The organism is Neptuniibacter sp. QD37_11 (assembly GCF_047778105.1).
In the GTDB taxonomy this organism is placed as follows: domain Bacteria; phylum Pseudomonadota; class Gammaproteobacteria; order Pseudomonadales; family Balneatricaceae; genus Neptuniibacter.
On the sequence record NZ_CP180554.1, the window covers coordinates 480,068 to 504,851 of the forward strand.

Annotated in this window: 26 protein-coding genes and 2 CRISPR repeat arrays; of the genes, 21 read left to right on the forward strand and 5 right to left on the reverse strand. The window is 44.9% G+C overall.

The window, feature by feature from the left end; all coding sequences use genetic code 11:
• Positions 1-50 precede the first annotated feature (50 nt).
• Entirely contained in the window at positions 51-1,343 is a 1,293-nt protein-coding gene (locus tag ACMXYT_RS20335; RefSeq protein ID WP_415912222.1) for a type II toxin-antitoxin system HipA family toxin, read from the reverse strand.
• A gap of 3 nt (positions 1,344-1,346) precedes the next feature.
• On the reverse strand, positions 1,347-1,625 hold the full coding sequence (locus tag ACMXYT_RS20340; RefSeq protein ID WP_415912223.1) for a helix-turn-helix domain-containing protein: 279 nt from the start codon (positions 1,623-1,625) through the stop codon (positions 1,347-1,349).
• A 255-nt stretch (positions 1,626-1,880) separates the two neighbouring features.
• Between ACMXYT_RS20340 and ACMXYT_RS20345 the strand changes: the two genes are divergently transcribed.
• The gene (locus ACMXYT_RS20345) at positions 1,881-2,327 is read left to right on the forward strand and encodes a hypothetical protein (RefSeq protein ID WP_415912224.1); all 447 of its coding nucleotides are present in this window, start codon (positions 1,881-1,883) and stop codon (positions 2,325-2,327) included.
• Positions 2,328-2,379: 52 nt separating this feature from the next.
• Here the strand turns inward: ACMXYT_RS20345 and ACMXYT_RS20350 are convergent, their stop codons facing one another.
• The gene (locus ACMXYT_RS20350) at positions 2,380-2,532 is read right to left on the reverse strand and encodes a hypothetical protein (protein WP_415912225.1); all 153 of its coding nucleotides are present in this window, start codon (positions 2,530-2,532) and stop codon (positions 2,380-2,382) included.
• A 100-nt stretch (positions 2,533-2,632) separates the two neighbouring features.
• Between ACMXYT_RS20350 and ACMXYT_RS20355 the strand changes: the two genes are divergently transcribed.
• From ACMXYT_RS20355 to ACMXYT_RS20375, 5 genes are all read left to right on the forward strand, one after another.
• A complete protein-coding gene (locus ACMXYT_RS20355; RefSeq protein WP_415912226.1) occupies positions 2,633-2,971 on the forward strand; it encodes a hypothetical protein in 339 nt (112 codons plus the stop codon).
• The gene (locus ACMXYT_RS20360) at positions 2,968-3,372 is read left to right on the forward strand and encodes a hypothetical protein (protein WP_415912227.1); all 405 of its coding nucleotides are present in this window, start codon (positions 2,968-2,970) and stop codon (positions 3,370-3,372) included. Before ACMXYT_RS20355 ends, ACMXYT_RS20360 begins: the two co-directional genes overlap by 4 nt.
• Before the next feature lie 5 nt (positions 3,373-3,377).
• Positions 3,378-3,881 carry a hypothetical protein gene (locus ACMXYT_RS20365; protein ID WP_415912228.1) on the forward strand — a complete coding sequence of 168 codons (504 nt, stop codon included), beginning with the start codon at positions 3,378-3,380 and terminating at the stop codon, positions 3,879-3,881.
• Positions 3,882-3,941: 60 nt separating this feature from the next.
• Complete coding sequence (locus ACMXYT_RS20370) at positions 3,942-4,268, forward strand: hypothetical protein (protein ID WP_415912229.1); 327 nt, start codon at positions 3,942-3,944, stop codon at positions 4,266-4,268.
• 2,710 nt (positions 4,269-6,978) lie between these two features.
• Positions 6,979-8,241, forward strand: a complete 1,263-nt coding sequence (locus tag ACMXYT_RS20375) for a hypothetical protein (RefSeq protein WP_415912230.1) — start codon at positions 6,979-6,981, stop codon at positions 8,239-8,241.
• Positions 8,242-8,407: 166 nt separating this feature from the next.
• Here the strand turns inward: ACMXYT_RS20375 and ACMXYT_RS20380 are convergent, their stop codons facing one another.
• Entirely contained in the window at positions 8,408-9,088 is a 681-nt protein-coding gene (locus ACMXYT_RS20380) for a hypothetical protein (RefSeq protein ID WP_415912231.1), read from the reverse strand.
• 192 nt (positions 9,089-9,280) lie between these two features.
• Between ACMXYT_RS20380 and ACMXYT_RS20385 the strand changes: the two genes are divergently transcribed.
• The 12 genes from ACMXYT_RS20385 to ACMXYT_RS20440 all read left to right on the forward strand — a co-directional run bounded on the left by ACMXYT_RS20385 (position 9,281) and on the right by ACMXYT_RS20440 (position 21,012).
• The gene (locus ACMXYT_RS20385) at positions 9,281-9,799 is read left to right on the forward strand and encodes a hypothetical protein (RefSeq protein ID WP_415912232.1); all 519 of its coding nucleotides are present in this window, start codon (positions 9,281-9,283) and stop codon (positions 9,797-9,799) included.
• Positions 9,800-9,862: 63 nt separating this feature from the next.
• The gene (locus ACMXYT_RS20390) at positions 9,863-10,486 is read left to right on the forward strand and encodes a hypothetical protein (protein WP_415912233.1); all 624 of its coding nucleotides are present in this window, start codon (positions 9,863-9,865) and stop codon (positions 10,484-10,486) included.
• Positions 10,487-10,712: 226 nt separating this feature from the next.
• On the forward strand, positions 10,713-11,201 hold the full coding sequence (locus ACMXYT_RS20395; RefSeq protein WP_415912234.1) for a hypothetical protein: 489 nt from the start codon (positions 10,713-10,715) through the stop codon (positions 11,199-11,201).
• Complete coding sequence (locus ACMXYT_RS20400; protein WP_415912235.1) at positions 11,201-11,938, forward strand: hypothetical protein; 738 nt, start codon at positions 11,201-11,203, stop codon at positions 11,936-11,938. Before ACMXYT_RS20395 ends, ACMXYT_RS20400 begins: the two co-directional genes overlap by 1 nt.
• 134 nt (positions 11,939-12,072) lie before the next feature.
• A complete protein-coding gene (locus tag ACMXYT_RS20405; protein ID WP_415912236.1) occupies positions 12,073-12,321 on the forward strand; it encodes a hypothetical protein in 249 nt (82 codons plus the stop codon).
• A gap of 52 nt (positions 12,322-12,373) precedes the next feature.
• Positions 12,374-12,727 (forward strand): hypothetical protein, encoded by a 354-nt coding sequence (locus ACMXYT_RS20410; protein ID WP_415912237.1) that lies wholly within the window; start codon positions 12,374-12,376, stop codon positions 12,725-12,727.
• 132 nt (positions 12,728-12,859) lie between these two features.
• Positions 12,860-13,705, forward strand: a complete 846-nt coding sequence (locus ACMXYT_RS20415; RefSeq protein ID WP_415912238.1) for a hypothetical protein — start codon at positions 12,860-12,862, stop codon at positions 13,703-13,705.
• Positions 13,706-13,715: 10 nt separating this feature from the next.
• Positions 13,716-14,306 carry a type I-E CRISPR-associated protein Cas6/Cse3/CasE gene (locus ACMXYT_RS20420; protein WP_415912239.1) on the forward strand — a complete coding sequence of 197 codons (591 nt, stop codon included), beginning with the start codon at positions 13,716-13,718 and terminating at the stop codon, positions 14,304-14,306.
• Positions 14,306-16,402, forward strand: a complete 2,097-nt coding sequence (locus ACMXYT_RS20425; RefSeq protein WP_415912240.1) for an ATP-dependent DNA helicase — start codon at positions 14,306-14,308, stop codon at positions 16,400-16,402. Before ACMXYT_RS20420 ends, ACMXYT_RS20425 begins: the two co-directional genes overlap by 1 nt.
• Complete coding sequence (locus ACMXYT_RS20430) at positions 16,399-17,112, forward strand: hypothetical protein (RefSeq protein WP_415912241.1); 714 nt, start codon at positions 16,399-16,401, stop codon at positions 17,110-17,112. The genes ACMXYT_RS20425 and ACMXYT_RS20430 overlap by 4 nt, the downstream gene beginning before the upstream one ends.
• 18 nt (positions 17,113-17,130) lie before the next feature.
• A complete protein-coding gene (locus tag ACMXYT_RS20435; protein WP_415912242.1) occupies positions 17,131-18,225 on the forward strand; it encodes a hypothetical protein in 1,095 nt (364 codons plus the stop codon).
• Positions 18,226-18,338: 113 nt separating this feature from the next.
• A CRISPR array of direct repeats spans positions 18,339-18,751; the repeat unit is 29 nt; unit sequence GTATTCCCCGTAGGTACGGGGATGAACCG.
• Positions 18,752-20,240: 1,489 nt separating this feature from the next.
• Positions 20,241-20,514: a CRISPR direct-repeat array (repeat unit 29 nt).
• A gap of 183 nt (positions 20,515-20,697) precedes the next feature.
• On the forward strand, positions 20,698-21,012 hold the full coding sequence (locus ACMXYT_RS20440; RefSeq protein ID WP_415912243.1) for a hypothetical protein: 315 nt from the start codon (positions 20,698-20,700) through the stop codon (positions 21,010-21,012).
• Between the two features lie 528 nt (positions 21,013-21,540).
• Here the strand turns inward: ACMXYT_RS20440 and ACMXYT_RS20445 are convergent.
• Positions 21,541-22,041: a hypothetical protein gene (locus ACMXYT_RS20445; protein ID WP_415912244.1), complete on the reverse strand. Its 501-nt coding sequence runs from the start codon at positions 22,039-22,041 to the stop codon at positions 21,541-21,543.
• Between the two features lie 123 nt (positions 22,042-22,164).
• Between ACMXYT_RS20445 and ACMXYT_RS20450 the strand changes: the two genes are divergently transcribed.
• From ACMXYT_RS20450 to ACMXYT_RS20460, 3 genes are all read left to right on the forward strand, one after another.
• Positions 22,165-22,716 carry a hypothetical protein gene (locus tag ACMXYT_RS20450; RefSeq protein WP_415912245.1) on the forward strand — a complete coding sequence of 184 codons (552 nt, stop codon included), beginning with the start codon at positions 22,165-22,167 and terminating at the stop codon, positions 22,714-22,716.
• Between the two features lie 284 nt (positions 22,717-23,000).
• Positions 23,001-24,218, forward strand: coding sequence for an RNA-guided endonuclease InsQ/TnpB family protein (locus ACMXYT_RS20455; RefSeq protein ID WP_415912246.1), 1,218 nt, complete (start codon positions 23,001-23,003; stop codon positions 24,216-24,218).
• 96 nt (positions 24,219-24,314) lie between these two features.
• Positions 24,315-24,773 (forward strand): DUF6927 domain-containing protein, encoded by a 459-nt coding sequence (locus ACMXYT_RS20460; protein WP_415912247.1) that lies wholly within the window; start codon positions 24,315-24,317, stop codon positions 24,771-24,773.
• The last annotated feature ends 11 nt before the right edge of the window (positions 24,774-24,784 follow it).

Here is a 24,784-nt window from a genome sequence, read left to right on the forward strand (position 1 = left end):
CTCATATAAGCACCAGCCCTTAAAGACTCCAACTTTCAAAGGGGATACGTTCACTTTGGTTCTAGCTTACCCGGATCATCAACTGAAAATGTCTTAGGCATTATCAACCTTCTAGAATCACATATATGTTTTGAAATCTCAACTAACTTAGATTTCGGGATCATATAGTGAGGTGCTTCATCAAACCATTGCTCAAGAGCTGTAGCAACCTCATCAAAAGCAGCATACGACTCATTCTTGGGAATCCCACAGGCACGACCCACCGCCCGTAAATTATCTCCCGTCACTAATCGACCTGCATCAGCTATCGCCATAGAGTGCCAACCATTGATGCCGCGATTAAACGTAATATCGTACGCTTGAGAATTTCGCCACTGACCTTGATGATCCATCACGAAAGAGAAATTTTTAGTGTGATCATCCCGATTACCCGCCATGACATTAAACACCATACGCTTATAGAGTTGCAGCATTTCGGAATGTGAATGACAGAGGTGCTTGCAGACCCGGAGCATTTGTTCATAGCTATAGTCCGAAACCCTAAAGTTCGCACCTACTAGCCCTGCCAAGGTATGGGTATGGATACGCTGATTATTTAAGCGGTCAAAGCGTTTAGTTAAGAAATAAGCATTCTGGCCATCTTTACTAGGCTTAAGCAAAGTATCAGGGAAATCAATGTTTGCACCACGAGCCATATCTGAGTAGAGGTACTCAATCGACCCTTCTGCCCTATCCTCTGCAGACTTAGAGCACGGATACTTAATTAACCAGTGCTCAAATCCTTCAGGCGCATCATGCGCCCCTGATACAGCTTGATCACCATTTAATGCTATCAATGATTTAGGCCTCGCACCCTGTGGAGAGACAGAGCTGTCAGCCAGTTCTTCAATCACATCATCAACCTCACCGGTATAGACTTTAATCGCTTCTGAAGCCAAGTAATCTATATCCAGTAGCTCACCTTTCGAACCATAAATAGATTCACCTTCATCCGGTTCATAAGATAAAGCCCCTATAGCACGATCACCTACAAACGCGAGGCGATCTAAAGGCGTTAATCCAGCCACATCAATACCTGCCTGAGTTAGCGCACGATCCATAAGCTTTAAACCCCAGCCGTCTGGCAGCGAGTCTGCAAAAACACCGTGAAGCCCATTAAATGGTTCAGACTCACCTTCAAAGAGTAAGGTGCCACTAGGGAGAGCAAATGGAGAAATCTCTAAACCACGCTCAAGGAACGTTTTGTCGTACTCAAAATAGCCAAGATGCTTGTCATAGGACAACTGCCCTAGCCTTACCGAGCCTTCATGCAACCCATGGAACATTACCGTAAGTAATTTCATAGATCAGTCCTTAGACATTTTAATTAACTCAGCCATCGTTCTGGCTTTAGGTTTAGTAAAATTACTCTCGTAGTTAGACAGGTCCCCATAGATCTCAGCCAACATAAGGAACTGCCTTAGTGATATCTCACCGGTGTTTTCAAAATGGCGGATGGTCGCTGCTGGCACACCTGTTACTTCAGAGGCCTTATCCCGTGAATGCTTTAACCACTTCCGCTTGGCCTTAAAGTCAGTAGACAGCCTTACCTGCAAGTCCTTGGCATTCTGAATTGTCATAACCATATCAAAAACCATAAAAATAAAGGTATGTTTGATAACATTATATCAATTTTGTACATAAAAGCCACCTACAAACCTCTAAGCCGCCTCCTGAATTCAGATACAACGCAAAACAAGACTCCAGCCAACAAGAACCGCTTGTCGCATTGGAAGACAATCAACTACGCACAATGCAGCTCGAATCTATTACTGCCTCCATCTGTTATTTATTATATAATAAAAAAAGCCATCACCATCTTAGACGCTCAAGGCTTTTACATGCTCACTATGCCAGATTTCACCCTAATAAGTCCGACTCCTGTCGGCACACTACCCGAAGGGCCTCACACCTACGACTCACTAGTTGACGTTGACTGCGACGTACTGGACCGGGCCGCTTACGGGGCTACAACAGATGATTTGATAGAAATCAATCCCAATGACGTCACCATTATCCATCCTGATCTAGAAAACCCAGAATATCGCTTTGAAATGGACGGCATGGACTGGGTTAACAGTGTTGATTTATCAGAACCCGTCGAATTCAGCATCAACCAGCAAGGTCAAATCTGTCTAGAAGATGGGCATCATCGCTACTTTGCCGCCAAAATACGTGGCGAAAACCTAACGGGAACCATTGAAGTTAAAGGTAATCCGATTAAGACACTCCTCTATTTACAAAGGAAGGAGCTGGAAAAAGAAGACAACCTCTCACCCACCATGTAACAAATCACTGAAACCTAATAGGAACAAGCATATGGCTCGTGCAAGATTACACCTAATTTGCGGCAACTGCGGCTGCAACGACGAATGGGAATGGGAACATCAAAAGAATGGGGTTGATCTGGACGGCATCAACTTCGCTGATAACGTCACCCTCACCTGTAAGAACTGCAGCACAAATCACAGCCTGTTTGACTATGCTAAGCAAAAAGGAGAACCTTGGCGTTGCTGTGAAGGCTACCCAAAAAATTGCACATGCAATTAATTTACTTTATATTATCCAATATAAAACAAAGAGCAATACTCTTATGATAGAACGTAAAATCCTTAAATGGATGGCAGCTGGTGATACAGGCATCAGTTCGGAAGCCATGGCCTTTACCGCGTGTAACATTGAACCAGAAGAACTTTCCCCACCGTGTGATCCCCGTGACCTCTACAGATGCATGAAATTGGTGGAAGCGGTTCCGGAAATTCGAGAACACTTCACTAAAATTGAAATGATCTCAAAAAAGTGGATGAAACTAATCACCCACTGGGATGAGCTAACACGCTGCCTAAACGATGAAGTAGGCGACTGGGATAAGCACCAAAGCCGAAAAGCGCTGAAAACTTTCAAACTTATGAAAGAATTGGGTGTACGATGAAAACACTACGGCTTATTGTTCTTAAGGAACTCGAAACTCACGGCCCCCTACCGACACGATACTTCCGTGAACAGGGTATTTGCAGCACTGAGTCAGCACGCAGAATTATGCTTACCTTAACACTTGAAGGAAAAGTAGAGCAGCACAGCTCCTCAACCAACAATAACTGCGTATGGTGCCTGATCGAGACTTCTGAAAATTCAGATCCTCCTAATGCAAACACTCATGCAATAGGCCCAAGCGAGATGGATCTTGAAGAACTTTTCAATTTGGTTTTCTGTATTGGTAATCACACCTCAGTACAGGAAATACGGAAGCGAAAAGAACAATTTAAAGGTAAAGTAGGTGCTATGTGGCAAGCGGCCTATGATGCCGGTAAAGCAAGCGCTAATAAAGGATAAAAACGATGATACAACTCTTCACATGCTCAACCTGCGGCCTCATTACAGAAGATGATGTAGAGGTACTTGATCAAACAGTTTGCTGTAAAAAATGCGGTGGCGTTGAATGGGGAGCCCTTGAGAACTATGTAACTATAGACCCTGTAAAGCTACCAGAAGGGGTTATGGCAATTCGAATCCCCTCGCTGGTCCCAAAAGGCACATCTATGCCACAAACAGTTGAGCACTGGCAGGAATTAGCTGGAGGCTATGAGGAAGTCTTACTTAAAGAAAAAAAGACCTCAGAGAAGCTCCGCACCCGGATTAACCAGCTGGAACAGCGAGTTGAACAGCAAAAGGGGACCGTTAAGGTCGATATTGAACCTTCCGAAGCACTCCTGACGTCGATGGCAACCCGCTACCGCCATGACTTTGGCCTATTAAATGAAGCACATCAAAAAATGATACTGACTGAAATGCGCCAACTCCATGAAGAGGTTGTGGGCAAAGGATTCCACAAACCAAAATAGCGCTTGTCTGGATATTGATTTTCATTATATTATATAAAGGTCAATTATCAGGACAGCACTATGGCGCCCAACCCATCGCAAATCGCTAAGCAGGGACTTCTAACCATAGGCCTAATTGCCTTGTCGATTAGTTCCGCATCTGCAGAAGTTACAGAAAATGAAGAGCAATCCAAAATTCACTTCTCTATCATCTGCGAGAATGGTTTTAGCACTGGGTTAACTGAATCCGCAATGATCGGGAGCAACATTATTCAATGGCACGATAACAAGTCCCAATCTATGCAATACCGTGAAATCGAGAATGCCGTCGATAAATGCACACTCCACCTATCGCAAGTCCAGCCTAATAAGACAACCAACATCACTTCAAGGCGGCAATCTGGCTAAACTATATCTAAACAACAACAGGTCCCTTCATTCTCCATCTCGAGCGGCCAACCTCGTGATAAGGTACCTCCAATCTACACCATCCTGTGGATAAGATCGCGCTACAGACCGCATGACCACTAAAGCAGACCTAAAACCCTAGAATCAACGGACCTTATTGGACAAATGAACGGATTTTTCAACAGAGTGGGAAATTACCTAGAATTTTATCCACTGTTTTTGTTAGTAAATAATGAATAACTGGTGCAAAACTGTAAATAACCCATTTTTGAGCCATTTTGCCATGAGATTGAAAGTACCTTAGAGAAAGGTTTAAATCCCTTGGATAGAGATTGAAAGGACCTAATAGCACTTATTAACAGGTCCTTAGCGCCAAAAAATCCCGCCAAAACAATAAATTGCGGATTTTACCCTTAATCCATATACCCTCTTACCCAATAAAACAAAAAATCGTTTAAATAGTAATCACAAAGGGCGCGCGTGTGCGCTTTCATAAAAACCTTGGTTAAACAGGTTAGGTGGTTTCAATTTTAACATATCGCTGATCACAAAGAGATCAATGAACGCAAAGTAATCAGAGATTAGGTCCCTCCAATAATCAACCCACCTGAGATCAACACGAGATAGATTCACGAAAGGTACCTTCAATCATCATTATCTGAGGAAATTGCTTATGAAGTGAACGAAAGGTCCCTCCAATAATCTACCTACACCTCATGTTACTTACATTCTGATCATTTGATCACCAAACATGGTCAATAACGTCATTGGTAATTGAGAATGTCGGCATTTTAAGTGCATCTAGGCTGTAAATTGGGTTTAGGGTGGAGAATGAAAGTACCTCAGAGGGCCTTATTCAGCATAAGATCGTCAAATCTGATCGCAAACAGCTGCTACTGGAGAATGAAGGGACCTAAACTTCAACACCCCTAGAATGAAAGTACCTAATTAACTTGAAGCCTCTCAACCAAAGGCCGCAAAGGAAGAAACTAGATAAAAAACCCTCGATATTCGACAAATGGAGGCACCTGAGAGGCTAAATAGCTAGAGAATGGAGGAACCTTAAGCACAAAAAATAGCCGATTTTATTACGACTCTACTAATTCACCCCCCTGATCCTCCCCCATAGAATGAAAGTACCTAAAGCCCTCAACCCAGTAAATACGGGGGATACAGGAACATCGCAACTAAACCACTGATAAATCACACCCCCTCCACAGCACAACAAATGGAGGTACCTCAGGCGTTTAAAGGTGGGGGTAGAATGAAAGTACCTAAACGCTGAAAGACTGATAATACGGGCATTTCAGAGCAGTCTGAACCATCAAAACACCCTACAAATCAGCAAAAAACCTCCAATAAGTTGGAGAATGAAGGGACCTAAACGCCATTATTCAAATATTCTAAGGAAACAACTTCCCAATAGACGTAAAAACCCAGCCCATAGAATGAAAGTACCTAAACTCCTCAACACCAGTAAATACGAGGGGCACAGGCCACATTCCAATAAAATACTCTGATGAATCACGTTTCCCCAATAGCACGATAATTGGACGTACCTCAGACGTTTTAAGGGTGAAGAATGAAAGTACCTAAACTCTGAAAGACTGATAATACGGGCCTTTCGGAGCAGTCAAAACCATCAAAACACCCTGTAAACCAACAAAAAACCTCCAATAAGGTGGAGAATGAAGGGACCTAAACGCCATTACTCAGACATTTTAAGGCAATAATTTCAGAATAGGCGTAAAAATCCAGCCCATAGAATGAAAGTACCTAAAGTCCCAATCCCCAGTAAATACGCTGGATGCAGGGCTCGATAAGGCTCAACAACCACTTTAAACAACGGACGATAAATGGAGGTACCTCACATTCAAAAAGGCTAGAGAATGAAAGTACCTAATCGACTAACTCATTGAGTCAAAAGCATTCTTTAACCAGAAAACCAATAAAAATAAGCAGATGTTGGCTAAAAACTAGCCGCAAACCGCTAGAATGAAGGGACCTTAAGCCAAAAAACTACAGTTCTGAAGAATAAATCCAACACCGATCGGCCTATAGAATGAAAGTACCTTAGGAGAATACCCTTTAAATAACAATAAGTTAAATACACAAAAACACCCAGAGAATTAAAGTACCTGAGCAAATTAGTATGAAAACGAAGAGTAATTACCTTTCACCAGCCCAATAAATGAAGGGACCTCAGAGAAATCAAATTACCAGCTCCCCTGAACGGACTATCTTGGCAAATGGAAGCACTTTTTGTGCGAAATTCAACCAAATACCCCCTAGAATGAAAGTACCTGAAGTCAAAAGTCATAAAATCATGAAAAAAGTTTCACTAAAAGCACATTTTTTTTAAGACAAATAGGCTTCTGAAAGGTACCTTCATTCTCCACCCTATCAAAATTTAGTTTTGATTATTATATGAAGCACCGAATTCAATTTTAATTTAATGAATAACGCATATTATGCGGCCTACAGCTCCGTTTATATACCACCCACCCCTAGAATGGAGGTACCTTAAAACACCCTCTATTTTAATAGGTACTTTCATTCTCCACCCACCCACAAAAAGATACTAGTCAAATCGGGTTTTTGAATATATCAAATATTAATATTGATTGGTCGGGGTACTTTAACCCCCGGTTGACAGCTTTCAAAGTACCTCATATCTTTCGGTATATACATGAGGGAGAGAATTTGAAAAATGAGCGTACCTGTTCAAGAAAATAATGAGAAAAATCAGAGCTTGACCGTACAGGGCCAGCTATTTCAGATCGGCGTTAGTGAGAAAAGCCATTACGGCAACTTAATGAACCATTATGATTCATTACCTCACTGGTGTAATGGCAAGCACGCCAAGGTCCCAGCGGCTCAAAATACAGATTCAGACCGCGTGCGCTCACATAGCTTTATTCTAGATGATACCGCTTACACGCTAGAAATCTCTCCAACGGCGGGCAAGCGCAATGGCGAAGAATATGACTTCTATCCGGGCACTCCAGAAGAAAATGTCTTCGCTGCCCTAATGAAGCTTGCAGGTGAAAAGCTTGAACAGTATGGGAATCGCATAGGCGTCCCCTTTACTCTCAGTGAGCTAGCCCGACGTATTTCTGATGACCATCAGAAAATGAGCCTTACCAACATCAAGGAATCTCTTTCTATTCTTAAGAAGGCTGACTACACACTCCGGCGTGTGGGTGAAGATGGTAAACTCAAAGAATGGGAATACACACACATTAATGAAATATTATCCAGTGGTGAGAGAGACAACCCAAATGATGGTGATCAGTTCTTTGCTGTATTTAACAGCATGATCACTGAAGAGATAGCAAAGCTACAATACCGCCTCTATAACCACTCTCGTTTTAAGAAGTTTAAAGGCAGCCTTACTCGACTACTCTATAAGAAACTCTGCAATGAATTCCGCTGGGCCGCTACAGGTAGAATGTTTGAGATCTTCTTAATGGAGACAAGGGATTGGGGCCAATTAAACACCCCTGAAGACATGAAGATCAATAAGCGCCGCGACCCTCTCATCTTCTCCTTTGATGAACTGATTGAGTTGGGCGTGCTTGAATCTTATAGGCTCCTGCGCGTTATCAAGGAAACCGGCTCGAATGGCCGTAAGCGCACTGTAGATGAAGTGTATGAGGTCTACCCTACTCAAGAGTTCGTAAATGAGATCAAGAAAGCAAACGCTGTTAAGAATGAGCGTGAACTTAAGTTCCGTATGATTCAGGACTTTGATCTCGCAGACAGGGAAACTACTGACCCTGAGCTACAAGCTGTAATTAACATGCCTGCTAAGCAAGCAAATGCTCTCTACCAAAAGCAACGCCATGAAGACGAAGCTGAAAAAGCTGCTATAGAGGCATCGGAATTAGAAGACAATTCCCTTCCAAAGACTGCACCCGGAGTTCAATATACTAAAGTGGACGATGATATTTTTGGCTCCTCAGCGCCGTAGCAACTATAAAGCAAGGTACCTACCTCCATGTGCCATTAACCTCTACATTCAAAATCAATTCAAATACTGCTCTTTAAATAACGCTAGGTACAAGTCCACTGACCTGTACCTAGAACTCCCCAGTCTATTTTGCTACAAAATAGACTCACTTCAGCGTGAGCGACACTTAGAGTACCGCTGGATTGAAGGCACAGCGAACTAACCACGCCTTATTTTTATGATCGTAAGATGAATAAGCCCAAGGTGCAGTATTTGCTGGAAGTACTGCATACGCATATCGACTGTAATCATGGTGTTGTTCTGACGAAGCATAATAGTATGCACCCTGAAGGCCAAACCCTTCATACCATGTGGAAGAGCCTGTTAAAGCACCCAAGTTGCCAAAGGCCGTTTCAAATTCATCCTTAGCTGGCAAATACCATCCAGCCCCCTTATTTACGCAAGCCAAAGCAGCATTGTTTGTATTGCCGTCATCGGGGTTCCCAGTACCTTCACCTGCATTAACAGCATCACGTATTGCAAGGGTGTTGGCATATCCATCTGTATTATTTACACCCACTACATAACCGTAGGCACCCCAGAAATGGGTACGAGTTGATGCTGTATCAACAGCATCTAGGTAAAGACGTTGACCGTTAAATACCCCCGAGTAGTAGAAATTACTACCATTGATATCACATAAATCACCCACACTGGCTGTTTCACATGTACCATCAAAAGATGATGACTCCTCTTGAGCCACTTCTTGAGTAGGTAACTCCATGCCCGCATTTGAACGAAACACAAACTCAGCCGACGCGGCTGTTGAGGCCAGCAGCAATGCTGCAAATAGCGCTGATTTTTTCATGATAATTCTCTTATTTTTTTTATATACTGTTATAATAAGTGCTCATTTTTCAAAACACAAATTAAATAAAAGGCAATCTTCGCCTGAAGATCAATCTCCCACTCCGGACATAAGGCATTACATGATCCTCTTTGCTTGCTATTATGGTTATTGTCATTATAATATAAATCAACTCCAGAAGAGGTTTGAGTTATGAAGTACTCTGAAATCGCCAAAAAGGCAGTCGATCTTTGTGACCAGCAGCGCGCTGTATTGGAAGAGATGCTACAGGCAATGCGGGATATCGTGAATGAGATGCCGGTTCAGAGTGGTTGCGACAGTGAATCGCGGAAAGTCGCAATGGATAAACGCATGAATCAGTTAGAAGCTGAAATGGATGCTCTGTCCCCTTTTGACTTCCTAAGTATGGAAGATGGGGTTAACTACTTGTGTGGCTACTTACATGATCGTTTCACCAATAAAGGCAATGAGCTATTCAACATGCTTGATGATCACGGGTATGGCGATGTCATTAAGCGTGCAATACCCAAGAAGACAGGTTTGACTGCAGGTGATCTGGCTACTGTCCTTCAAAGCCCAGATCTTATTGTGACTGCATTCAAAGAGACGTTGGTGGAGAAGGACTCACTCTATGAGTTGCAGCGCATGTTTCAGGCCTTTGGTATCGACAGGTACTCACTCAAACTGGGTGAGTTAGCTAATGCAGTTTAAGGTTCTAGTTCGGCGTGACCTGCGTTACACTGCTTCAATGGATTAAGGATAAGGAGTAAGACCATGACATCGGGATTTACCAACAAGGCGCAAGACTTGAAAATTGGCCAGATTGTGACGTACCGGAATACACCGTGCAATCCTGAAACGCCAATGGGACGGTACACTTTCATACAGGGTGTTGAGCAATTCCGCAGCCAGAGTACAGGTAATCAGTGCGTTAAATGCTTCCGTGACGTGATGGTGCGCGATGCAAATGAACTGGAGGTTGTACTACAGGAGGATTGGCCTAAGGCTATTGAACAGATGGTTGAGAACGACTTCTTCAAAGAGTCTTTTGATGAAATGGATGTGTTTCAGATTGGCACAGAAGTCACTTTGAAGGATTTTTCACCATACGTCACTGTTAATGACGATGGCACTCCAAGCAATCCTTGTACGACGATTAAGCTTCCACTGTTTGAGATCGCTGATGGAACAGTACTACTGGAGCAAGAGCTAAACGGATGCTACGTGTGGAATGTTGCGGAGTTAGAGTTGACCGATGCAGCTAAAGTTAAACTGCTGCTCGAGGTCAACCAGATGCAACAAGAATGGATTGATGCAGTGCCTTCAGATACAGTCCTGCCCGCTATGCCGGGATTTGATCGGGATTATGTTGATGCTACCCTCTCTGCCTGCAAATAGTAACGGACCGAATAAGTTTGTTACTGCAAGATAGGCTTCACACAACTGAAGCCTATTTTCTATTTTGATGCCCCAGTATAGTCCACCCTCGCACAAAGCCCCTACTCACTATTACAGTTCTCCTTGAAGTATTTAACCAATAATAGGTCTTGCTTTTCACGAATATGCATTGACTGTTTGTTATTTATCATTATAATAATGCCTATATTATGAGAGAGGAAGCCTTATGCATTACCGCGATCTAATTAAAAAAGCCGTCAACAGTCGCAACGCCTATTTAAAGAAAATGGATACCATGGCTGAATTGATGAACCTTGAAATAGAAAGTCTTCCTCTTCAGCGCAATAGCCGTAAAGATACTATTGGCACTTATACCTTAGGCCAGCTTAAAGCATTTAAAAATAGCTATAAGTTATGTGAGTGTATCGATTTTTTGTCTTATGAGGAGCAGGTTTTATTGGTGGTTAGTTATGCTGAGCATTGCTATGCTGAAGCGCTTCCCATTTTCAGAAAAGCCCTTAAAGAACTTGAGTTGGATGCAGATACCAGACGTTATTCGAACGACCATGTAAGCGTGCGCATCTTGGGCAACAGCCTTACAGATGAGTTGATGCAACGAAACGATACGCATGCAGTTGAGCGGGTGATGCGCCGTATTGGAATCAATCCAGATACCTTTGACCTTGTAGACCCAGTCACTAAGGAACAGTCATAATGGATATGTCCTATGAAATGGAAGACAGTAAAAACGGTGAAGGGATCGCTGTAGTTGTGACCTCTCCAAGTCATCCTGAGAAGACCGGACCGGGACCTTATAAAACATGGGGGCAAGAACTGGTTGAAAATGAGCCCAATGAGCACATTAAAGCCCTGTATAAGAAAACGCACACAATAGCGTTTCACCCTCACTGTCCCTGCCCCTTCCAAATTCGGATTATGGGGATTGGTAAAGGTAAAATTGATGGCCTGCCATTTGATGATACTAACGACATTATGGGTTATGGCCGTACGATGGAAGAAGCCGCTCGTAACGTTATGCTGGCGTATGCTGAAGCAGAGAAGCGTTATGCAGCCAATTTCCGTAAGGTTAGTAGAGGGAAAGCCATGAGATACCGTCCTTTTGGAATGCATCCTACAACCATTCGTGCTGCCGTAGCTGCAGCAATACATGGTCAAATGCCTCAGTTCACATCCCCTCCAATTGATGTCTTGTGTTCTCATGTTGAGTATGACTGGCGTGATCGTCGTGAAAGAGGGATCACCATCTGTGAAGCGCCCGGCATGGGTAAAACTCGCATGTATTCTAGGCATATGGCTGAGAAGGTCACAGTCATTGATGTGCCGGGTATGGGTCTCGGCTTATCCGGCATTCTTAAATCAGATATCAGCAACAAAGGTAAAATCCGTGATGGAATGCGCTACCTCAACGCTGTGCATCACGAGACTTACTAGGGCCCCTACTCCAGAGATCGATCGCGCCATCCATGCACTGCAGAACCTTAACAGAGAGTCATTAAGCCAACTTTCTTCTTGTTATTTTGTTTATTATCATTATAATAATAGGTATTGAATGAGAGGAGAGAGTGATGAAAAAATTCCCATTTACAGTGATCAGCTTTTATCCCGAAAGTGGGCAGGTGGTCTGTGACCATGTTGAGGCTTCATGTTCTAGTGCTGCTTTCACTGTTGTCGCAAAGCAACGTGAGTCTGTTGAGTTTGTGGTCGGTTTACCGGGCCACTTAAGTGAAGAAGATGGTGCGTTGCATTTCCCCGGTGAGAGTCTTGTTGATGCTGAGATAGTACTAGATCAGCCGGAAGTATTCGGAACAGAGTAAGTTTTATGGGGGTGGTTTTTGAGCCCCTAGTTACTGTTAGAGAGGTGTAGATATGTCAATTGCATATACGTGCGCAATCCTGCCGTTGGCCGTGATTCAGGCTTTTGCTGACGCAGGTTTTGAAGAGAAACAGTACCCCGGGCATCAAGGTGTCTATCTAGCCAAGCAAGTGCAATGCGGTGACCTTCCGTATCTTGAGGAGAATAACATCATTGATATGGACTACGTGCGCCCTGAAGATGATTGTCTTGTTGAGCTAACGCCTGAAGGTCATCTGCAATTCAATGTCCTGAACGAAACCAGCGATTACGAGAACTACGATCCGGTAGTCGAGTCTCAATCGTGGACAGAGCTTGCACTGAGTTCCGGTGTATCACTGTCGATGGATATGGCGAGTTCTTCCTAGGCTCCGTTAGAGCTACAGGGAAGTATTTAGGGTAAGGAAAGTTATAAAGTAAGTTATGTTATTATTGACAAGCAATGACTTATTATTATAATTTTTAAACTCAAACTAAGTTATGTTATTAAAGGTTAATTAATGACCTCACCAACACAGAAAGAATTGCAGTCTCGTTATGGGGAGCAAGTCGATAACGGTTGTGCGCATGCTATCGATTACCTTTATGCGTATGGCTCTTATCCTCTTCGACAAATCTTTGCGGATGAAATAGAAGAAGTTGATGAGGGGTTTTGTCCTAATTGCCAGCGACCAGCTGCTGAATGGCTTGAGCCTAACAAAACGGTTCGTTTTAAGCAGTATGGCGTAACAAGCACTCATTGCACCGCGTGTCACACCCTCTATGTAGGTGACATCAACAAGACGGGCATTGAGTCCTATCGTGGCGCAAAGAAAATACCATCGCCAGTTAAGCTGGGAATGCTTACCGGTTGTGGTGCATTGGTTACGGACACATCCTTTAAACTGTTCTTGAATAATGGTTACTACAACAAAGTTGTGGAAGCAGCCGAACCGCCATTTGAGTTTGAAAACCTAAGTGCAAAGGCGCTACGTAACCATATCGTCAACAATCTGCCTACTGATCGCTATTTGTTTATCGATGACTTTGGTCGCAAGAAACGAAGTTTGGTACAAAATCTGAAAATGTCTCAAGGCGAGAATGTTCTACAGGTCTGTGGTGAAAGCCATCAATACGCGGTTAATCGCAAGGCTTACCTTGCCCTTTCACTGCTGAAGAGCGAACTTAAGCCCTCCACTTACAAGAAATTTGACCAGCTTATGGCCAAGTACTGCAGAGGAACTATTGCGCCAAGCGATGAGCAGTTCCAATCCTTTCTTGCGGAGCATGAGGCATGTCGCGTTGCGGCGCTTAGCTTGCCTGTCAATCCGCATGAGCGTCTTAGCTTATTAACCTTATTCCGATAGAGGACTGCCCATGAAATGTCTTGAAGGGGCTTTTACAATCCCTGTTAATATGAAAGATGCCTATGCCGTCCATCAAGCTGTTTGGAAAGTGCTTTATGGCCATCTAGGTGAAAACCAAAGTTTGCGCGATTATGTTTTCAATAGTTACGCCCACCCTACTCAGCCTGATTGTAGTTATGTTGAGGTGCGCCTTCCGGCAGAATCGAAAGTGGCTGGCGAGTTACGAGAGCATTTGCGTCCAAAAGAATATCAGTTTGATCAGGATGAGATTGTTTGGATTGAAGGCCGTATCGCGACCTTGAAGCGCGTTGACGGTCGAGAGATCCTCGTGCCTGAAGATGAGCTAGATACTTGGGCTACTCGCGTATTTGAGAATCAAGGGCTTCAACTTGAAGGTGTTACGTGGTCAGAGCCAGAGCTCTTCCATGCCAATAACCACAAGAAAAAAGAAGGTGCGATGCGCTTCTCTTTTATGACACGTCGCTATAACGCAATGGTCAAAGTTGTCGATCCTTCTGCTGCTCAAACAGCAATGTTGAAAGGCATTGGCCGTAAGCGTGCTTGTGGCACCGGCATGATCAAACTTGAGGTGCTGGATTAATGACTTGGCAATCTCGTTTACGTGAGCTGGTGGACTACGCTTTTCACAAAGATGGATGGTTAGTCTCACGCGGCTTCAATCATGTACCAGAGCAAGCAAGCTATGCGAAGCATGTGGTTAATTGGTTGTGTCACGCGCGCCCTGTAAGCCTCTTAGAAGGTGATACGGGTACAGGCAAGAGTCTTGGGTTCAGCATTCCATTATTGGCTTATGCTGCCATCACCGATGAGCGTGTGGCCGTAGCCACCTTTACCAATGCTTTACAGCACCAGCTGATTGATAGTGATATCCCTGTGGCTGTTGAGTTTGTTAAAGAAACACTGGATGTAAATCTAGACACAGCCTTGCGTGTGGGTAGACACCAATATTTCGCACCCAGTCGTATTGAACTTTTGATTGAAGAGCGCTTTCCAACAGGTCTTATGCCTGAAGAGTGGACCTTTTTTAATGAATGGGTTAAACGCTCCGTAAGCAGTGGCACGGGCTTGGTAAGTGACTGGATAGCTGAACATGGCGCTTTGCCAGACAATATCCATTCACAAGATGTTTGTTTGCTTCAGCATCATAAAGAGTACGAGAATCCGCAATACACCAATGACCGCGAAGACTGCCAATCAGCACAAGTGATTGTGTGTTCGATCTCAAGCTTACTGTTAGAGCAGTTAAGAGGTCAAACAGCGGAATTTGGTGCCATTGTTGTAGACGAGGCTGACCGGATAGAAACGGCGGCTCAAGCAATTATGAATAAGCGCTTGCAGCCCTACCACATCCACAAGTTGGCAGAGCGATTGATTAAAAATACCGATGGCGCACTCCGCTTTTCTTCTAAGCAACTAAGTGACTGTGCGCTTTCTATGCATGAGCGACTCAGTGACTTGAAAACTCACTGGAGTAATAGCCGCCATGTAACCTTCGATGAAAGTGCTGATGGCATTGAAGCGAAAGGGCTTATTAAAGAAGAGCTAAAAAAACTGCTCTCTCAATTGAAATCAGTTAATAAGTTAGCGGGCAAATCTAAAGTTCAAAACAGCGACCTACCTCGATTAGTTGAGCTGAAAGAGATTGAGTCTTGGGTGCAGCGCTTCTGTTCCGAACGAGGGGATGAAGGCGAAATGGCGCGTGCAGGACTGTCATGGAGCCCAATAAAAAGCCTCCCTAGTCTCAGCACCATCCGTTTAGATCCGGGTCGCATTATCAGCCGACTTTGGCATCAACATGATGTGCCGGTGATGATGACTTCTGCAACCTTATCAGATGGCCATGCTGACATTCCAACCTTCAACAATCTTTGTCGAATGGTGGGCCTGTACCCCGACAATATTGCAGAAAGTGTTCAAATTTCCCCGAAGTCATTTGGCAAGATGAAGTTTGCATTAAGTCCTTTAAATAACCCGCTGCCCTTTGTCAAAGATGAAGAAGTCGGCGCAATCCTGAGTGATATTTGGGTCAAAAATACTTGCGACATAATCAATGCTGCCAGTGAAAATAGCTCACATACACTTGTGATTACAGGCAGCTTCCGTGAAGCACAAACATTAGGCAAGCAATTAACAGCGATCGGCAATACCCCTGTGATTGTCCATCATGCAAATCGCCGATTGGATGAGTGCCTTATTGCATTCAAAGAAGCACCGTCCGCAGTTTTGATATCCCCTTCTGTTTGGGAAGGCGTATCGATCCGTAGCCTAAACGGTGATCAGCTGTTTAAAAACTTAGTGATCACAAGGTTACCTAACAGCACCCCCGATTTCGAGTACGAAGAAACGTTTGTCGACAACCTTATGCGACGTGGGTACAGCTTTGAAAAAGCAAGCGGAGCTTTTCAAGCAGCCATGCACCACGCAATGGTGCGTAAGTTACGTCAAGGCATTGGCCGTCTTCTACGCAGTAAATCCGATGAGGGTACGCTCTGGGTTTGTGACAGCCGCTTTACCACCAGCGTAAAAGCTTTACCAAAAATCAAAGGTGCATCAAAGGCAGTGCCATTGCGTTTCCATGAAGAACTTAAGTGCGCAGAAATATTTACTTCAAACGGCATGCTTGAGGCCATGAAGCCAAAGCATACAAAACAAGAACTGGAGGCCATGATCGTATGAGCTTTGCCCCATTCCAAATACGCATCGAACTGAATACAGGCATCACAGTCGGGCATTACGCTCCCGCTCTTGATGGCTTGCTCAGCAAAGTGCTTCATCGTCATTATGGTGGCGATATAGAACGTGCTATCGAGGGTTTAAGTGATTATCTCTTGATGAATGACTCAGGCTATTACCATGCCAGTACATTATCATTTGGCGTGAATGCAGACACCGGCCTATTTGGCACTGAATTCAATACGGTGCGTAGTTTAAAAGGTGAACGTGACCTACACCCGTCACTTTTCAAACCCCACGGCAAAGGTGGTAAGTACCCTCGCATCATTCAAGATGGCGGCCCTACTGCACCTCGACTACAAAAACATTTGGCCTATCACGCGCCGCTTGTATGTTTTGAGGGGTATGGGAATGGTCACGAGATCGCCGAACTCTTCCGTTTCTACTTACTTTCAATTGGCTCCAATGGTGGCCCCGGTGCTGGTGATATTGGCCACATCCACGTCATGGAGCAAGAACAAGATCACTCTGTAGTGGATGCGCAAAACAAATTAGCACGCGTCATTCCGCAAGCAGATTACAAAACCTTATTTAACGAAGATCCTGCACCTGAAATGTTGGATCAGGGGCGTTTGATTCCACCTTACTGGCAAAAAGAAGCCCTATGCAAAACCGTACGCCCTGAAACTATTCGTCGACAGATTATCGTCTAACCCTTGGAGAGACATTCAATGACTAACACAGCTACTACTTATCGTTTTACTGGTGAAATTACTGCAGAAGAAGGATTGGCGGTAAGCCGTCCGGGTGATAATTTTTCTCCAAGTGACAAAACTGCTCGCCTACCGCGTGCGGGTGCCAAAACGCACGGTTCTCCGGTATATTTCCCAAGCTCTACCATTCGTGGTGCGATTCGCCGCGCCTGCCGTGACTTAGTGTACCGCGCCTGCAAGCAAAGCACTCAGGAAGAAAAACCATGGACACTCACCACACACATGATGAACTCCATTGGCGTCGACATTACCGACAAAACCTTGAACGAAAAAACCTCCGGCCTTGTGTCGCAAGAAGGTGAATTGCGTGACAAGAACCCACTACTAAGCCTATTTGGCCGCTGGAAGCTAGCAGGTCACTGGGGCATTGGTAACGCACATCCAAAATCGGATAACTGTGTATACCTTGAGGGCTCGGGTGCCCGCACCAACGAATTTGTACGCAGCCCTGATCAGGTTGAATGGTTGAAAGAAGATGATCAGGATTTGCTGGTGCGTATGATCAATGAAGACTCAGAAGTGTCTGAGAAGAAAAATGCGATCAAATCGCAAATCAACCAGCTGAAAAAACAAGCGATGAATGCCTCTACGGAAGGGGACAAAAAATCGCTATTTGATCAAATTCGCGCACATGAAGCTGAAATCAAAAAGATTGGTGAAGCAAAAGAAGGTAGCCAAAATAGTATTCAGCGCCCACTGGATGGCTTTGAAGCAATTCGACGCGGTACCGTCATGGATCATAAGATGATCCTTGAAAACAGCACAGGCTTAGAGCTGGGCCTTGCCTTGGCATCGTTACGTGAATTTGCGCGCAAACCTTACATGGGTGCCCACAAAAACTATAACTTCGGTCAAGTGTCGGGCCAATGGACCGTGCGCACATGGGCTGAAGATGCAGATGCACCAGAAATTGTGGGCACTGTAGGCTTCACAGAAGACGGTTTTACGGTTGAAGGTGAGGTACTGCAGACTGCACTACGCCAGTGGGATGAAGTCAAAAGTGATCCAGCTACCGCTGAGCTTGATTTTGAAGCCTTTATGATTAACGACTAGGCTGCTTCATCGCACAAATTACGGGTGATTCATAGAGTCACCCGTTTGCCGTTATGGTTGGTAGATATCCATAGCCGCAAAACGCTCTTTAACATCAATGGATTAGCATTAGAGTATTCCCCGTAGGTACGGGGATGAACCGTAGTTTGGGTTTGCTTGGTATTCATTGTGACCGTATTCCCCGTAGGTACGGGGATGAACCGGTAGTAGACCCTGATCTATATGCACGGATGATGTATTCCCCGTAGGTACGGGGATGAACCGACTTCAACCTAGACAACTGCTCTAGCACCATTGTATTCCCCGTAGGTACGGGGATGAACCGGAAAGGTGTTTTCGTTCTTTTTGACGATAATAGTATTCCCCGTAGGTACGGGGATGAACCGTTATGAATATAAACGGAATGAGCTTAAGAGGTGTATTCCCCGTAGGTACGGGGATTAACCGCCGCCTAGTACCAAGCTGACCTGCTTCATCTACGCAAAGGGTACGGATTGTCTGTCTCGTAAGTACGGGGATGAACCGTCCAAAAACATCTACAGAACGGTTGTTAATCAGCCAACCCCGTAGATACGGGGATTAGCCGAAGGAGTTAGAAAGTGTAATCCTTAAACTCCAGCCTGCCCCGTAGGCACGGGGATTAACCGCACGAACATACCCTCTCCATATTTGAGCGCATATCTGCCCCGTAAGTGCGGGGATGAACCTTGCACATCGTAGTCGGGATAAACGTCATATCTGCGTACCACCCCATAAACATGGGATAAATCGCACGACATGGCTCCGCTGAAGGCAAGCGGTGAACTTACCCCATGCAGGTGGGGATAAACCCCATGGTAGCTAAGGGAAGCAGGTAGAATGATCGTGTTCCCCGCAGGTAGGGGGATTGACCGCTGCCTAGTACCAAGCTGACCTGCTTCATCTACGCATTCCCCGTAGGTACGGGGATGAATCGCTAGTTGCAGCAGGGCAATAACGTCCTAGAACGTATTCCCCGTAGGCACGGGGATTAACCGTCACTTAGATAGTTTTCTTCTAGTAAGTCCTCAGTATTCCCCGTAGATACGGGGATGAACCGGAAAGGCCGCATTTCAACTGGGCATACAATCTGTACTCCCCGTAGGTGCGGGGATGAATCGGTTTCTTGGAACAACCTTATGGACTGACTCCAGCATTCCCCGTCTGTATGGGGATTAACCAGCAGAGGTATAACTGATGAGTCTTAATAAAAAGTATTCTCGCATACCTCAGCGAAATGGGGATTGACCGTAGTAATGAGGCTTCGTTCTATGCAGCTCGTTGTATTCCCCGTGCACATGGGGATGAACCGAAAACACGGCATTACATGTCCTCACGAATGTCGTATTCTTCGTAAGTATGGGGGTTAACCGTAGAGCAGCTCAGGGAGCAAAACCGGAACCTGATGCTCCCCGTAGGGATGGGGATTAACCCAAAACAGCCGCATCTGGCGTGTAAAGGAAAAAGTCTGCCCCGTAAGTGCGGGGATTAACCGCTAGAACATACCTTTGAAATCGAGCACCCTACGTCTGCCCCGTAAGTGCGGGGATTAACCGGAAATGTTCTCGCAATTGGGCAATCTAGAGTAGTATTCCCCGTAGGGACGGGGATAGACCGCACAATTTATAGGATTTTGAGGAAGCTCGAAGCGTATTCCCCGTAGGTACGGGGATCGACCGGGATAGCTAAAACGTAGCCGTTCAAACCATAAATAACCCCATTGAATGGGGATCAGCCAATCAAGACCGTCGAAGGCAAGATTAAAAAGGTGTGATATGCTGACTATCCCCACCCTGTGGGGATATGCCGTTATGGTATTAATGCGCCCACTGATGTGGGTTAAACACCCTGCCGCTTCGGCGGCAGGTGTCCTAAAGATTCTGGTAGATTGCTGCAGTTGAAATTTCGCTTGATTAATCAACATATTGCAGTAAGAGCCTACCCCGTAAGTGCGGGGATTAACCGCTCTGGAACAGGCATTTAGAATTTCACTAAAAGTCTACCCCGTAAGTGCGGGGATTAACCGAACCCCTTAGCTTCCTTGACTTCGTTAATCTGGTCTACCCCGTAAGTGCGGGGATTAACCGCAGTGAGTAACAGATGGAATCTGGTGTCCCCTTGTCTGCCCCGTAAGTGCGGGGATTAACCGGCATTCTTGGCGGTTTCATAACTGGTGAAAGAGTCTGCCCCGTAAGTGCGGGGATTAACCGGCATCTGGCGAAGCTTGTATACGAAGACCGAAGTCTGCCCCGTAGGTACGGGGATTAACCAGTGCTAGCGCGATGCACCTCGAACAACATTAGTCCTGCCCCATATGAATGGGGATGAACCGTGGGATGATGTAAAAGAACTGTCCGAAATAAGATATTCTCCGTACACATGGGGATTAATCGAGAATATCATCACAATCAAAACGCCTCTCCTTGTCTGCCCCGTAGGTATGGGGATTAACCGTTGAACAACTCATGGTGCAAACAGCACAAGAGCATCTGCCCCGTAAGTACGGGGATTAACCACTTTCTGCAAGCCTTAGATATTCAAGCTTGGTGTGGTAGGGTAAAACTGTCTCCTATTAATTACTATATTTCCCGTAAGCACGGGGATGAGCCTACTGGCTTACACCCTCATTGCTATGAGGATAGTCTAGTCAATGAAGTTGCGGCTTTAGGTGAACCTCACGGGAGTGGGGATAAATCACTGATGATGTCATTTATGGATGACTATCAGGAGTCAGCCCCGAAGAAACGGGGATTAACCGCTATCAGCTGAAGAGGCTACTGCCCACATTGAGTCTGCCCCGAAAGTACGGGGATAAATCTAATGGACGCAGACTTGAATTACCTATAACACCATCTACCCCACAGGCATGGGGATTGATCGAAATGTGTTAGGCACATCCGTATCGAATACAGACCCTCCCCGTAAGTGTGGGGATTAACCTGAGTTTGGTGTGAGTCTTTCTTCAATAAACAGAGTTTACCCCACACCGGTGGGGATTGACGGATCTCTGCTTCTTGAGTGTTTGATGATAGCAAGCACACTCCGAAACCCATGGGGATAAACCGTTAAGACTAGGAAGTATGAATTGAAACAACACTCTTGCCCCATAACATGGGGATCAAATCTGCTCACGAGTCTTTTCATCCCTCACTTCAAGCGCCTACCTCACATAGATGGGGATCAGTCACGGAGTTAGAGAAGCACTAAAAAACCGTGCGTATACCTCACTACAATGGGGATGCACTGTTTGGGAAGCAAAAGCGCTTTCAGGCATCACTATTAGCCCAGTAAAACGGACTACTTGCCCAGTTCTACCGGCTTACAAAGCTGGGCATGCAAGGACTTCACAAGCTGACATGACATCTTAACAGCATTAGGCATGCTCGGTGTTGGCAACAAGCTTATCAAAAAGCCAATCGACTTAAGTAGATACTTAATACCATGAAAAGCAGCCCACAGCGCCAAGAGAATCGGCACTGCTACGAGAACAAAATATCCAATAATTGCTGCAATTAAAAAAACATACAGTAAAACCGGCGAATCGTTCACGATCCATAAGCCCGCTTTGACTTGCATTGCAAGCTCAACCGTATTCACACCTAAAGCTGCCAATGGATTGACGTCAAATAAGTCAAAGAAAATTTTAACCCCAAGTATAAAACCTGCGATAATTACCGGGAGGAATATCATGAAGGCTGCACAGCAGACTGAGGTGAACCCATAGTAACAGCCTGAAGGACGGCACGGATAAACCTTACCAAATAAACGATAAACCAATGCATTTAATCGGTAAAACATTTCTGACTCCCTTGATTTGGTCTTAAATATTATAATGATTCATCTTAAAGAATCAAGACTATGCGTTGCAGAATGAATTAAAATCATTATAATAAAATACATAGTTGAGAGAGGAGTAAATACATGTCAAATCCGGAATCGCAGCCAACAATGTCTCCATATATTGATGCACCCTATTACGCTGGACCTTATAAGTGTGACTGCGATCTTAAATGGCGCGCTGGACTTGATCGGAAATTCGATGACGCTGCCTCCAGATACCCACGATTGATAGAACTGAAAGAAAAACTTCAATCCATCGCTGGTGGTATGTTAAGCGCTCAGTATGAAGAAGATCTTGATAAGATTCTTACTCGTGGCTTTGTGATTGATGGTGACAATTCAGGTTTGATGCTGGGGGAGCCTTCTCAATGCCACATGAATAGCGCAAACCTATGGGATGCCAACCGTGACAAGGTGCGAATAGCGACGGGCTATGCCCTCTCGGAAGATGGCCAATGGTGTCAGCACTCATGGTGCGTCTGCCCTATGTATGATGATGTGAACATTGAGGACCTTGATATCAATAGCTCAGAAGGTTGGCAGGCCATTGAAACCACGGAAGAAAGGCTGGTGTATTTTGGTTTTGTGATGACTGAAGAGGAAGCAGAGGCATTTCTATTCTCCAATTATTAGGTGGATGGTAATGCTCACGTGCTGAAGTAGGTCTTTGCAAATATTGAGTCATTTGAGCCCTAAAAAAGATTAAAACTCATCGCCTTGATTGCTTTTTTATAATTTATCATTATAATATAGGTAGAGATTTAGAGAGGAGATATGCCATGGGTTGGACCTGCATGCAGAAGGACAGTATTACCAATAAGCGCGGAAAGCCCCTTCCTTCAGGTGGGGGATGGATAGCGCATCATGCAAAGCATGATTATCTTGACTGTATATAAATACAGTATTATTCTTGCTACATGTTGATACGTAAGGCTTTTCAGTACCAGTTAAAGACAATGCCTGAGATTGAGCAGATGCTATTTGAGCAGGCTGCTTTTTGTCGTTTTGTCTGGAATAAAGCATTAGAACTGAACCTACGTAGATTAAAGGATGGGCTCCCTCTTTTGTGGTTTGCAGAGCTTTGTTTTTGGTTAAAACTCTGGAAATCATCAGAAGAATTAGGGTTTTTAAAGGCCGGGGACAGTCAGGCTCTACAACAGCGTTTGAAGGATCTGGATCGCGCCTTTAAAGACGGATTTGATAAACAGCAGCCGAATACACGTATTCCTATCTGGCGAAAGAAAGGCAAAGATGAATCGTTCCGCATCCCACAGCGTTTTAAGTTTGAAGGGAACCGCGTTTATATTCCGAAGATCGGTTGGGTTGGCTTTAGAAACAGCCGGAAATTAGAAGGTAAACCTAAAAATCTGACCGTAAGTTATCGCGCCGGGAAATGGTATATTTCGGTTCAATGTGAAATAGAGATCAGTGAACCACAGCACCCTTCTCGCTCCATTGTGGGGATTGATTTAGGCGTTAAACGTTTCGCAACCCTATCCAATGGCGTTGTTTATGAGCCCCTCAATAGCTTTAAAAAACACCAACAGAAACTGAAACGCGAGCAACAAAATCTCGCACGTAAAGTAAAATTCTCTGCCAATTGGCAGAAACAGAAGGCGCGCATCGCGCGCCTTCACAGTAAGATCGCGGATTGCCGTAAAGACCACTTGCATAAAATCACCACTAAGATCAGCAATAACCACGCCATGATCATTATTGAGGATTTGCAGGTCAGGAATATGTCAAAATCTGCAAAAGGCACGCAAGACTCTCCCGGCTCCAATGTCCGCCAAAAATCAGGTCTCAATCGATCTATTCTTGATCAGGCGTGGTCTGAAACACGGCGTCAGTTGGAGTACAAACAGCAGTGGAAAGGCGGTGATGTACTGGCGATCAACCCTGCCCGAACCAGCCAGACCTGCTCATGCTGTGGCCATATAGACCCGGCAAGCCGGGTCAGTCAGGCACTCTTTAGCTGCACTAATTGCGGCAAAGAACTTAATGCGGATGATAATGCGGCCTTAAATATTTTAGCGGCAGGGCATGCCGTTTTAGCCTGTGGAGAGCCTCCGTTGGGGAGCTCTATGAAGCAGGAACCTGTGCAATCTCGCAAGAGTATTGCCGCCTACTTATAGGAATCCCCGTCTCTTCAGGGCGGGGAGGATGTCAAATCCGTTAAAGATGAAATTGTTAAAGACCATACGTGGGAAGCGAATGGTATTGAACGCAATGTGATTGAGTATCGCCGTAAGGGTTGTGTAGCATATTTAGCTATAGAGAATCGCCGTGTCGAAACTGATGAGGTGCTAGAAGTGTGGGTGTCTGTTGCACTAATCTCACAAAAGGGCTCTGAAGTGTGCCTAAAATATGTGTCTGAAGATGCAGGGCCTGCGGAAGATGAGTGCCCCAAATCAATATTGGATAAACTGACGCCAACAGATAAGAAGTCTGCGGTGGCTTGGCGTGAGCGCTGTCGGCAGTTTGCAGACATGGAGCCACTGAAAGATGGTGATCTTGTGGAGTTTGAGGACGCACTGACGTTCCGTGGCCCTGCGGGTGAGTTCACTGGAAAACGCTTCCGTGTCAGAAAAGAAGGCCGGAAAACACGCTTCACTTGCTTGGAGAATAATACCTTGTGCCAGATTACCCACTACAAGCGCCGTCCATACAAAATGATATTGGAGGCATAATCATGACATTG